Here is a 12581-nt window from a genome sequence, read left to right as displayed (position 1 = left end):
AACTCAACTCTTTTTCTTATAGATACAATTATACACTATTAATTTTTAAGATTGTTATAAGTTTTGCTGATATAGTATTTGATAGTTGGATAGGGTAGTATATATTGTGATATAATATAGTAACTATGTTAATTATAAGGCAAACTACTAAATTTTTAATTTACAAGGATTGATTGATATGATAAATTCTAAAAAATTTTTTTATATAATTGTTGTCTATCTAATATTATACTTCATTATTAGTCTTAATTGTCTAGAAATTTTTCCCTTCGTTCATTCTGATGAACCGTGGTTAAGCAGCTTGACAAGGAATATGATGGAAAACAAATCAATCTATTGTACTGAAACATTTTTTAATATTTATCCAAGATTTCCTCATAGTATAAAAGTAATCTTCCATCTAATTCAAATGCCTTTTATACTTGTTTTTGGCTATAACGTCTTTGCAGTCAGATTGGTTTCTCTTATTTTTAGTATATTCACGTTAATTCTTTTTTATGGTATATGCACCAAAATATTTAAAAATGGTATATACTCAGTATTGCTGACTATATTATTTAGTGTAAATATACAATTCATATATGCTTCTCACTTAGCAAGACAAGAGATTATTATCCTGTTTTTCTTTATGCTTGGATTTTTTCATTACTTATCACCACTTGGCAATAAAAAAATAAATCCACACATTCTACTTGGACTTATTATCGGCTTATCTATAGGGATTCATCCAAATAGCTTTGTTATAGCTGTTGTTTTTGGATTATTATATATAATTGACGTATTTCATAAAATTAAAAAATTCAATCATCTAATAACATTAATTATGACTACTGGGCTTACTGCATTAATATTTGTCATTCTAAGTTTTATTGGTGATGCTGATTTCATTACTCATTATACTAATTTCGGTGAGACTCTAGGGGTAAGCTCTAGCTTTCTTGATAAAATATTAACAATTCCATATTATTACAAAAAGTTATATTTAGGTATAAGCGGTACTTATTACACACCACCTATACAAGCTTATCTTATCATTTTTGCTATTATAACAATTGTATCAATTCTATATTTATTGGGCAAAAAAAAATCATTTTCTGGTCTAACTATTATTAGATTATTGACTTTTATTATAGGTATCAATATTGGTTTTATCATTATTGGTAGATATAATCAAACAAATATTATATTTATTTTTCCATTCTTCTATTTGCTTACCCTTGTCTTAATATGTAAGATTGTTGATTATAGAAAAGAGTTAATAATATGTTTTATGGTAATATCAATTATTTTATCTTCGTATTATACTTTTGAAGAGGTAAGATTATATACGCCCTACAATTATGATGCATATATAAATGAATTGAGTGTTATTCCTTCAGATGCAAAAACTCTAGGAAATCTGAATATGGAGTTTTATTTTGATAATGATAAATTACTGGATTATAGGAATCTCACATTTCTAGAAGAAAATAATATATCTTTCAGGGATTATATCGTAACCAATAATATTGAGTATATCGTCTATACAGAAGAATTAGATTACATTCACAGAAATCCTAGATGGAATGTTCTCTATGGAAACGATCATTATTACGATGAAATGAATAAGTATATAGAAAAAAATTGTACCCTTATTCATGAGTTCAGTAACCCTCTATATGGTATAAGGATACCTAGATACATGATGGAATATGATTGGAAAGTGAAGGTCTATAAGATAAATAATATATTATGATAGTAATTCTTCACATTTTTTTTCCAGTCTGCCAAAGATGAAATCTTCCATAATCATGCCAATGATAATTATAACAACTAAACCAGCATACATCCCTGGAGTATCCATATATACTCGTTTTTCGAAGATAAACCAGCCTAGACCACCAAAGGGTCCGATTGCTCCAAATACCATTTCAGAACTTATTAGTGCTCTCCATGCTCGAGACCAGCCAATCTTTAACCCAGATACTATATGAAGGAGGCTAAGAGGTATTAGAACATAATAAAAAATCTGCCATATATTCATACCAAGATTCTTAGAGATTTCTATATATTCATTGTCTACAGATCTAAAACCTGTTTTCATGTTGATAGTCATAGGCCATATAACCGAATGCACTATAACTACGAGGATCGCTTTTTCTCCAACACCAAACCAAATGATGACTAATGGAAGTAACGCTATACCTGGAAGAGGGTGGAGTATACCAATTACTGTATCTAGTAAACTACTAAAATTCTTGAAGAAGTAATCAAAAAAGCTTAATAATACAGATAGAATAACACCTATCAACAATCCTTTTAGAATAATTATAAAAGAAAATCCTATCTGCATCAACAAATCACCTTTAGTAATGCTAATACCTAGAGATTTGATAATTTGCTCGATTGAAGGAAAAATCTGTCTAGCATATACGTTAGAATAATATGTAACTTCCCATATGATTATAAAAAAACCTATCCATAGAAATCGATGTATATATAATTTTTTCATTCCCATATGACCTCTTCACTTTTGTATGATTTATTAAGATAGTTATTCCTTACCATGAAATCCACGAATTTTTCTACACCTTGAATGTCTGTAGCATATTTCATACCTTCGTAATTAAGATAACCTTTCAACTTCTCTTTATCCATCTCATATAAATTAGACAGTATGTGAAAAGTTTCATCTTCATTATTAATCATGAATTCTATAGATTTATTAATAGCTTCTATGAGCACGGAGTATTCTTTTTTGTTATTAGTATAAAAATCTTCAGTACAAGCACCTGCGACAAAAGTAAATTCACTTTTTATAGCTTCTTCACCAGTTATAACTATATGATTATCTTCATTGGCTAATTCTTCAAATAAATAGGGTGGAGAAGTAAAATGTGCTTTTATATCTTGTTTTGCAGTCAATGCTTGGAATCCATCTGGGTGTTTCATGGAAACCAATTGATTGTCAAGAGCATCAGCCTTGCCAAGTTCTCTTTCACATGCCATGGCAAGTAAGATATGCTGTATACTTCCTGGTTGGGGTAGAGCTATTTTATCTTTTGGGGTAAAATCCTTAAGAGTCTTAATTTTATTATCATTTGAAACTAGACCAACTGGACAGCTAGAAAGACCTGTCATCATTTTCCACTTCATACCGTTATCAATGGCTATAAGAAAAGGTGGTATTCCCATAAATCCTACATCAAGATTATCTGCAAGAACAGCTTCACGAATAGCTGCTGTATTAGAAAGTTTAACCCATTCAATCTTATTGTCAGGTAGGGCTTGTTCTAGGAATCCTTTTTCCTTCATTATTTGGATAGGGGCATAAGCTAGGCCATATTGCTGAGCGATCTTGACAGTATTGTCATGTTTTTTTCCACATGCTGTCATTAATAACATAATAACTGAGATTGTTAGTATTAATGTTGATTTTATTTTCATTAGTATGTCATCCTTTCTATACTAAGTATTTATTATCAGTTTTTATTTAATATATACTGCAAGTAAGTAAGAAAAAGAGTTTTGTTCGGACTTGGCTTTTGCTTTTTCTTCTTAGTAGCATAACGATTGGCTACTTCAGATTTTATATTATAGATGAAAAATCAATATTAATCAGTATACCGCTCATAATAATCTCGGTTTATAATTAGATTATTCCCTTGCCTGTTAAGTATCAACATTTTTTTATATAAGTTGTCAACTTTTTTCTGGATATCTTGATTGGTATTGCCTGTTACTATTACGTATCCTGCTCGTACTGATGCATTTTCTATTGGTTTTATGAAATCTTTTTCTTTGTAGTTATAGTTCATATTATAAACACCTTCTAGTTTGATTATTTCATCTCGACTGGTTATGGATTGTACTGTGCCAGAGTTTGCGAAGAATAATTGTACTGTTAGGTGGTTTTTGTTATTTTCAATATTATAGTTATCAAGAGGGTGGTAATCAATATCTTGTCCCATAGAAGAATCTATAACCATTTTCAGGATATCTACACCAGTTATAAGGGGTATGAATTCATCTTCATATGCACCGCCGATTCTACAAGCTATTTCGTTGACTTTTATTCCTTCATCACCGACAAATAGTTGAAAGTATATTGGTCCTTGTCCAATGTTAAATGCATCTACTATTTTATCAGTTAATGTGATAAATTCCTCTTTATACTGTTTATAGTGTTTTGATGGAAATTCATGAGATGAACATATGCCTATATATTTATCGTTATCAAAAGTTACACGGTCAGTAATTGTCAATACTTTTGCTTTTTTATTTCTAACCCAGCCGCTAATAGTTATTTCGTCATTTTTATAATAACTCTCCACTAATATAGAATCTTCTCTGGAATGTTTAATGACATCATCAAAGCGAAGTCTAACATCTTCTATTGTATTTAACTTAAAAATACCTCTCTGACCTTGAGAATCAAAAGGTTTTACTACAACTGGAAATTTCAGTCCTTCTAACTGATTATCAGCAAAATCTTTTTTTATGATTCTATAATCTGGAGTAGGTATACCTGATTCTATGAATTTTTCTTTCATTACACGTTTATTGGTTACTGCATAGGAGGTATTCACAGATAAAAATCTTGGTAAACTAAGTTTATCAGCTACTTTATTGACAGTATAAACTGGCTGATCAGTTCCTGTAGTCATGATACCATCAATCCCCGTTTCTAAAGCAACTTTTAGAGTTTCTTCGTAATCAAAAGTACTTGCTAATCCACATTCATCTGCAATTAGTTTTCCTGGTGAATTAGTGTAGTAATCAGTTGCTACTACTTTGTATCCCAATTCTTTTGCTCTTTTTATTGCATTCAGCTGAGCACCTGATGCACCTAGTATCATTAACTTCATAGTTCATATCCTTTCATCTTTCGTCTGTAACTATCTAGTGAGCCTGTAAAACTTCTTCAATAACATATTGAGGAGTATTTTTTTTCCTTTTGTTAAATAAATGAATGTTGCTATAATATATTAAAATATTAATGAATAACTTATATAGTTTTCTGAAGTTATAGTTGGATTTACCATAAATTCTATTATAGTAGGGGACATGTACATTACCTATATTTTTAGTATATTTCAGTATTGATGCTGACAAATAAACATAGGATAATTTTTCTCTTATAATCATTTGGACAATATTTTTTTTCATTATACGAAAAGAAGTTAGTTTGATTTTTTTTGGCTTATGAAGAATTGTACTGAACATGAATTCTTTCAACATTGTGCCAATTCCTCTATAATCCTTGTAAACTGTACTATCTGATATACCATATACTACATCATAGCCTTGTTTCAATTCATTAAAAAGAATAATAATGTCCTTAGGCTTATTTTGCAGATCATCATCTATTGTGACATAATATTCTCCGTGTCCATATCTTAGTCCGCATAACAAAGCGTTTTGCTGTCCAAAATTTTGTTTTAATTTTATACATGTTATATGATTGTACTTCTTATACATATCTTTCATTATTTTGTAACTGCTATCTATGCTATAATCATCTACTAAAATGATTTCATATTCCATATTATTATCTACCATTGTTTTGATAATTTTTTCACAAACTAATGATATTGTTTTTTCACTATTATATACAGGAATTATTATAGAAATCATAGTTATTCCTCTCTTAATCATTATTGTTTAGTTCATTATTATTTAATAATGGCTATATATTATTAACTGCCTTTTTTATTATTCGTTCCATCTTTACTAATTGTTTTTCGGTCATATCAGGATATATTGGCAACCTTATTAACTTCTTGTACAAATCTCTTTCATAACAAAAATCGTTTTCTTCATATCCTAGAGATAGTCCCATTTTACTTAGGTGTAGTGGAACAAAATGTCTATATGCTGAAATATCATTAGCTTTTAAAATATCAATAAATCCATCTGCATATGCTTCTTTTTTGAATATAATATAGAATATGTGAGCATTAAAATCTTCTGACTTATTTCCTTTGGCATAATATTGAATTTTATCTGATTCTATATTATCTAATATTTCTAAGTACCTATTGAATATCTTAAGTCTTTTACTATGGATATCATCAATATTTTCTAATTGTGAGTAAAGATATGCCATCAATAACTCTGATGGACAATAACTGGAACCAATATCTACCCATTGATAGAGTTCTACGTTCTTATTATTAAAATCTATTCGATTAGTCCCTTTTTGTCTTATATATTCAGCTCTTCTAATAAGTTTCTTATTATCACTGTTAATAGTAATAGCTCCACCTTCGCCAGCTGATACATTTTTGGTTTCATGAAAACTATAGCATCCAAAATGTCCTATTGTCCCAAGTTGTCTACCTTTATAAGTGCTGTATAATCCTTGAGCAGCATCTTCTATAACATAGAGTCCATATTTCTGAGCAATACCCATTATTCTATCCATATCACATGGGTTGCCTCCATAATGGACCACAATTATAGCTTTTGTTCTATGGGTTATCTTTTCTTCAATTTTAGAAGCATCTATACATAAATCATCATGATTGACTTCTGTAAAAACAACTTTTCCTCCATTAAATAGTACACTGTTAGCTGTAGATGGAAAAGTATAAGATGGCATTATAACTTCTTGATCTTTCTCTATATTAATCAATTTCATTGCCAATTCAAGAGAATGGGTACAAGAAGTGGTTAATAATATTTTTACGCCTAACCTTGTTTCTAATAGTTTTTTACATTTACTAGTAAAATAACCATCTCCGCCAATATTTCCACTGTCTATTACTTTTTTTATATAATCCATTGCCTTATCTGAATGATAAGGTTTATTAAAAGGTATCTTCAAATGTAACCACCTCTAGTTGCTATTACTCATATAAAACCTATTTATATTCTTTGTTATTTTTTGGCATAACAGTCCCTTGTATATTAGTTTATCCACAATTATGATATAATTATTAACATATCAACTTGAAAATCACTAGCAAAGGAGTTATGCAATGAATAAAATTGATTGTTTTGGGGATTTCTGTCCAATACCATTACTAAAAGCTAAAAAAGAATTCAAAAGCTTAAATTTCGGGGAGTCTTTTATGTTAGTTACAGACCATAGTTGTGTCGTAGAATCAATAAAAGAATATTTTAATAAATTAACATGTACCATTTCATGTAAAGAAATCTTTAATGGTGTATGGGAAATAACTGTAACTAAAGATTAACAGAAACTCTTTTGACCTATCTCCATAAAATATTCGATGGATTCTCTTTGAGCCTTAGTAAGCTTATTGAATTTTTTACTAATAAGATATATTTCATCATCTAGACTTACTTCTTCTATTTCAATAACTTTTACTGTTTTTTCATACAGCTCATGTTTTATGGATTCATAAGGTACAAAAGCAAGCCCGTAACCATTACTTACTGCTAATTTGACAGCACCATCCGTAGCCACATTAAATATAATGTTTAAGTCGTCCAGATCTTTGTCTATATTTTTTAATTCTATTTTCAGATTATAACTGATACGATTATTACTATTACACATTATCATGTCATATTTAGTTAAATTCTCAAGTTTGATTTTGTCAGGAATATTGTATTTACCTGGAGCAATCAGAACAATTTTCTCTTTACCAATTGCATAAGTAAACAAATCATGCTCTTTACTAATATTACCATTAACTATGCCAAAATCGCAAATGTCATTTTGAACATCTGTAATTGTATCTTCTTTCGTACTGGCAATAAGTTCGTATTGATGGTTTGGATATTTTTTCTTTATCTTATATATAACACACGGTAAAGAATATGTAACCAACGCCCAAGTACCATTAATTCTTACTTTGTTATATTGTTTTATGGTGGTTTCTAGTTCTTCCACCATAGTCTCATAGTTTCTGATTATATTATTAGAGTATTTTAGTACAATTTCTCCCATCTCAGTAAGTTCAACACCCTTGTTACTTCTGTTTAACAGCTTATATCCAATGTCTCCTTCAAGCTTATGAATAAGCTGGCTAAGAGCTGATTGAGAAATATGTGATTTCTTTGCAACCTTTGAAATACTTTTTTCAGATGCTACTTCTCTAAAATACTTTAAGGATTCTAAATGCATATTATCCCTCCAAACTTTGTTATCAAATTAACTATCTTCTATATGCATAACTATAAAACAAACTAGAGAAAATTGCAATAAAATTTTAAATGTTATAAATACATTATGGTTCCACTATATAGTTTATGCTTAATTTTAACATATATAGAAATATTTATTAAATATTATGCCATAAAAATAATTAATACAGTATTAGCAAAGTGCATATTAGATGTTACTAAATCTATGATATCATAGGAATAGGGAAATTGTTAAAAACTCAACAATCTTATTAAATCTAATAAGTGTCAAGTTTGTTATGTCACTTCAATGAAATTATACAATAATCATTAAGGAGTGTTTACCATGAGTGAAAATGGAACAACTTCTACAATTAGGAGAAGTTCTTCTCGTGCAGGAACAAGAAGAAGAAAACCTAAGAAGAATCAGATACCTATCGGTATTCTTGTTTTAATTATTATTGCTGTTATTGGTGTTTTATTAGGACTTAAAACTAATAATACATTGTTATTCTGGATGACTGGAATACTATTTGGTTTTATCTTGCAGAAGGCAAGATTCTGCTTCACAGCCTCTATGCGTGACCCATATTTAACAGGTAGTACATCTCTTACACGTGCAGTTCTAATAGCTTTCGCTGTTACAACTATAGGCTTTACAGCAATCAAATATGGTTATTTCAAAAATGGTCTTCCAATTCCAGGAATGGGTTATGTTGTACCAATTAGTTTTGCTACTGTTATTGGAGCATTTCTATTTGGTATTGGTATGGTTATTGCAGGTGGTTGTGCTTCTGGTACATTAATGCGTGTAGGTGAAGGATTTTCTATGCAATTGCTATCATTAGTATTTTTTGTTATCGGCTCATTATGGGGCGCACATGATTTTGGATGGTGGAAACTTAATGTCATAAGCAAAGGTAAAGCAATCTTTTTACCTGATGTATTTGGCTGGCTAGGTGCTGTAATCATCCAATTATTAATCATTTTGTTGCTATATATAGCAGCAGTCAAATATGAAAAAGCAAAAACAAATAATTAAAAAAATAGGAGGATATTATTATGAATGAAGTTGTAATAGATTGTTTAGGAGAAGCTTGTCCGGTGCCTTTAGTAAAGGCTCAAAATAAATTGAAAGAATTAGCTGTTGGTGATATTCTCGTTGTTCAAATCGACCATAGTTGTGCTATGAAAAATGTTCCAGAATGGGCACGTAAAGATGGACACAATGTTGAAGTTGAAGAAGTAGACGACGGGGAGTGGGAAGTAGTCATTGAAAAAACTCACTAATCATTAAATAAAATTAATGCCTTATACGGAGGTGTCATTTTGAGTTCGTTTAAAGAATATTTTAACAAAGTAAGTAAAAATGAATTCTATAAAAAGTGGTTAAAAGATGCATGGCCTTATATAACAGGCGCTATCCTTCTTTCATTATTCCAAATCGTAACCTTAGCTACAACTGGTAACCCTTGGGGTGTATCTGGAGTATTCGCTAATTGGGGTGCTTGGATATATGAAGCTGTTGGTGGCAGCGTAGATAAATGGTACTACTTTAGTAGTGATGGAGCACAGGCTACACTTAATAATGGATTCTTGAATGATCCTGGTACTATGAGAAATCTTGGTATCATATTTGGTGCTTTACTCGCAACACTACTCGCATCACAATTCAAATTTAAAAAAATTAAATCAAAAAAACAAGTATTCGCTGCTGTTTTAGGTGGCTTACTCATGGGATACGGTGCTAGAATTGCATACGGATGTAACATAGGTGCATTATTCAGCGGTATAGCCTCACTATCACTCTCAGGCTGGGTATTCGGGGTAGCCATGTTCTTCGGCGCCATCGTCGGCAGTAAATTACTTGTGAAATTCTTTATGTAACAAACGGCTTAAACATTTTAGTTCATGTTCTGAATAGGAAAAATCTGTGGTTTTTAGATTTTTTCTATTCAGTTACTTGAACTTATGTTTCAACGTTTGTTTCCTTATTAATAATTACTAAAATCAAATGGAGGATTGGTCATGCCAAGAGAAAAACGTATTGAAAATTATGATGTAGTTGTTATTGGCGGTGGAGCAGCTGGTCTTACTGCTGCGATTTACTCAGCTAGAGCTAGACTAAGTACTCTTCTTATAGAAAAAGCTTTGGTAGGAGGACTCGCTACTTATACCAATGAGATAGAGAATTACCCAGGATTTCCAAATAGCCCTAAGGGTGAGGAAATCACTAATCAAATGAAAAAACAAGCTAAAAAGATGGGTGTAAAATTCAAGTTGACAGATGTTAAAAGTGTAAATCTTGAAGGTGAAGAAAAAATAGTTGAAACATTTAGAAATAAATTCATAGCAAAATCAGTTGTCCTTGCAACAGGTGGACGCCCAAGAGTAACAAAAGCAAAGAATGAAGAAAACTATCTATTTGATAAAGGAATCTCATTCTGTGCAACATGTGATGCCGCTGCTAATACTGGTAAAGATGTAGTTGTTATCGGTAGTGGTGACGCTGCTATTGAAGAAGGAATGTTCTTAACTAAATTTGCTAATAAAGTTATCGTATCAGTTATGCATGATAAAGGAATCATGGACTGTAATGAAATAGCTAAAGAAGCAGCTCTTAAAAATCCTAAAATAGAATTTATCTGGAATACTATTACAGATTCTTTTGAAGGTGACGAACATCTTGATACTGTAGTACTAAAAAATCTTAAGACAGGTGAAAAAATACCCGTAAAATGTGATACTTGCTTTGAATTTATTGGCTATATACCTAATACTGAGATTTTCGGAGATCAGATAAATCTTACTAACCAAGGGTATATTCTTACAAACGATAAGATGCAGACAAATATTGAAGGTGTTTTCGCTTGTGGAGATGTTAGAGAAAAATGGTTAAAACAAGTAGCAACTGCTGTTGGTGACGGAGCCATAGCTGGTTTTGCCGCAGAGAAATACATAGCAGAGAACGAAACATTCAATACTGTTATCATGCAAAAAGAAAAACCTGGTCTAACTTATATATATAATGCCATTAATGCTGATTCAAGAGAGTTCTTGACAGAAGTAGAAAAAATAGAGAATTTCTTTGGTGATAAAATAACTGTTAATAGAGTAGATGTATATAAATCAACAGGAATATCTGATAGATTAGGTATAAAAGAATTCCCTGCTGCTGTTATTACTAAAGAAGGAAAAATATATGAAAAACATATTAAAGATTTTAATGAAGAAACAATTATTCATGCTTTGAACAGTGCATTAAATGCATAAAATTATTTAAAATAATACCAAGACTATGTAAACAGTCTTGGTATTATCTTAAATACTATATTTTACCAATATAATTCCCAATCTTTACTTAATCGAATAAGAGCTTCTAAATAATAATAATCTCCCCAAGTATTACACTCATTGACATTTCTATTTTTGCATGGATTATAAGGTGATTTTCTTGCATAAACCCCATGTAATAATTGACCATTAGATATGTTAGGATTACTAACCGCATAATTATCAATAAGGGACTTAAGAATCTTTAATGCTACGTCCTTATAGTAATTTGCTTTTTCTTCATCAAGATATTTTGCCATCTCTAGCATACCACAAACTGCAATTGCTGCCGCTGAACTATCTTTTGGTTCATCGCTTCCATCATTGAAATTAAAATCCCAATAAGGTACTAAATCTTTAGGTAAATTTTTTATGAAAAAATCTGTAATATTATAAAATTTATCTATATAATCTTTATTCTTCGTATACATATAACTTAATGCAGTTCCATAAATCCCCCACGCTTGCCCTCTTGACCATGCTGAATCATTACTATATCCTTGTCTGGTTTCACCGTATAGTGGTTTACCTGTACCCTTTTCAAAATAAAAAGTATGATATGTGGAATAATCCTCACGCATAATTACTTTCAGTGATGTATTAATATGCTGTTTTGCTATTTTTGCATATTTTTCATCACCTGTAACATCACTTGCCCAATATAAGAGAGGAAGATTTAATAAACAATCAATAATTAAACGATAATTGTCATCTGCACCCACATTTCCCCATGCCTGTATAAATTTTCCATTTTTTTGGTAACGAGTTATCAAGTTATCTGCGGCTAAAATAGCTGCTTTTTTTGCTTTTTTATTGCTTGTTAATTTATAAGCTGCCACGCAAGACAAACTATATAAAAATCCCATATCATGATTATTGGTTTCAATTTTATTCTCGATTCTATGTAGAAAACTATCAACCTGTACCTCTGCAGCATCTTTGAACTTTTGACAACCTGTTAATTCATAAGCTATCCATATTTGTCCTGTCCAAAAACCTGACGTCCATGAAATATTATCCTCTGGTACATAAAAATTATCAGTAGTACCATTAATTTTAAATTTATGTGTAAAACTTTCTAAATCATTTTCAACCTGTACTATTGCATTTGCTATTGCTTGTTCAATTTCTTTATCAGATGTTTTTTTATATTCTGTTAAATTAACCATTGC

Annotated in this window: 13 protein-coding genes; 6 read left to right on the top strand and 7 right to left on the bottom strand. The window is 30.4% G+C overall.

The features are described from left to right. The first annotated feature begins 178 nt into the window (after nt 1-178). Nucleotides 179-1735: an ArnT family glycosyltransferase gene (locus tag N4A55_RS16180; RefSeq protein ID WP_293758383.1), complete on the top strand. Its 1557-nt coding sequence runs from the start codon at nt 179-181 to the stop codon at nt 1733-1735. On the opposite strand, the gene N4A55_RS16175 is transcribed toward N4A55_RS16180, so the two are convergent. The 5 genes from N4A55_RS16175 to rffA all read right to left on the bottom strand — a co-directional run bounded on the left by N4A55_RS16175 (nt 1730) and on the right by rffA (nt 6808). After that, a complete protein-coding gene (locus tag N4A55_RS16175; RefSeq protein ID WP_293758381.1) occupies nt 1730-2491 on the bottom strand; it encodes an ABC transporter permease in 762 nt (253 codons plus the stop codon). The two genes, N4A55_RS16180 and N4A55_RS16175, sit on opposite strands and share 6 nt — an antisense overlap. Then, complete coding sequence (locus N4A55_RS16170; protein WP_293758379.1) at nt 2488-3426, bottom strand: ABC transporter substrate-binding protein; 939 nt, start codon at nt 3424-3426, stop codon at nt 2488-2490. Before N4A55_RS16170 ends, N4A55_RS16175 begins: the two co-directional genes overlap by 4 nt. A 167-nt stretch (nt 3427-3593) precedes the next feature. Further along, the gene (locus N4A55_RS16165) at nt 3594-4847 is read right to left on the bottom strand and encodes an ATP-grasp domain-containing protein (protein ID WP_293758378.1); all 1254 of its coding nucleotides are present in this window, start codon (nt 4845-4847) and stop codon (nt 3594-3596) included. A 34-nt stretch (nt 4848-4881) separates the two neighbouring features. Further along, a complete protein-coding gene (locus tag N4A55_RS16160; protein WP_293758377.1) occupies nt 4882-5616 on the bottom strand; it encodes a glycosyltransferase in 735 nt (244 codons plus the stop codon). A gap of 52 nt (nt 5617-5668) precedes the next feature. Continuing rightward, nucleotides 5669-6808: a dTDP-4-amino-4,6-dideoxygalactose transaminase gene (gene rffA, locus N4A55_RS16155; protein WP_293758376.1), complete on the bottom strand. Its 1140-nt coding sequence runs from the start codon at nt 6806-6808 to the stop codon at nt 5669-5671. Nucleotides 6809-6962: 154 nt separating this feature from the next. On the opposite strand from rffA, the gene N4A55_RS16150 reads away from it, so the two are divergent. After that, nucleotides 6963-7181, top strand: coding sequence for a sulfurtransferase TusA family protein (locus N4A55_RS16150; protein WP_293758374.1), 219 nt, complete (start codon nt 6963-6965; stop codon nt 7179-7181). On the opposite strand, the gene N4A55_RS16145 is transcribed toward N4A55_RS16150, so the two are convergent. Further along, a complete protein-coding gene (locus N4A55_RS16145) occupies nt 7178-8077 on the bottom strand; it encodes a LysR family transcriptional regulator (protein ID WP_293758372.1) in 900 nt (299 codons plus the stop codon). The two genes, N4A55_RS16150 and N4A55_RS16145, sit on opposite strands and share 4 nt — an antisense overlap. 345 nt (nt 8078-8422) lie before the next feature. Here N4A55_RS16145 and N4A55_RS16140 point away from each other — a divergent pair, with 345 nt between their 5' ends. From N4A55_RS16140 to N4A55_RS16125, 4 genes are all read left to right on the top strand, one after another. After that, a complete protein-coding gene (locus N4A55_RS16140) occupies nt 8423-9118 on the top strand; it encodes a YeeE/YedE thiosulfate transporter family protein (protein ID WP_293758370.1) in 696 nt (231 codons plus the stop codon). Between the two features lie 20 nt (nt 9119-9138). Beyond that, nucleotides 9139-9366, top strand: coding sequence for a sulfurtransferase TusA family protein (locus N4A55_RS16135; RefSeq protein ID WP_293758368.1), 228 nt, complete (start codon nt 9139-9141; stop codon nt 9364-9366). Between the two features lie 39 nt (nt 9367-9405). After that, nucleotides 9406-9963 (top strand): YeeE/YedE thiosulfate transporter family protein, encoded by a 558-nt coding sequence (locus tag N4A55_RS16130; protein WP_293758365.1) that lies wholly within the window; start codon nt 9406-9408, stop codon nt 9961-9963. A 141-nt stretch (nt 9964-10104) separates the two neighbouring features. Continuing rightward, the gene (locus N4A55_RS16125; RefSeq protein WP_293758363.1) at nt 10105-11349 is read left to right on the top strand and encodes an FAD-dependent oxidoreductase; all 1245 of its coding nucleotides are present in this window, start codon (nt 10105-10107) and stop codon (nt 11347-11349) included. A 62-nt stretch (nt 11350-11411) separates the two neighbouring features. Here N4A55_RS16125 and N4A55_RS16120 read toward each other — a convergent pair whose 3' ends face one another. After that, nucleotides 11412-12578: a glycoside hydrolase family 88 protein gene (locus tag N4A55_RS16120; RefSeq protein ID WP_293758360.1), complete on the bottom strand. Its 1167-nt coding sequence runs from the start codon at nt 12576-12578 to the stop codon at nt 11412-11414. Nucleotides 12579-12581 lie beyond the last annotated feature (3 nt).

Source organism: Vallitalea sp., assembly GCF_025211055.1.
Lineage (GTDB): Bacteria > Bacillota > Clostridia > Lachnospirales > Vallitaleaceae > Vallitalea.
This window is presented reverse-complemented; position numbering and strand designations above follow the sequence as displayed.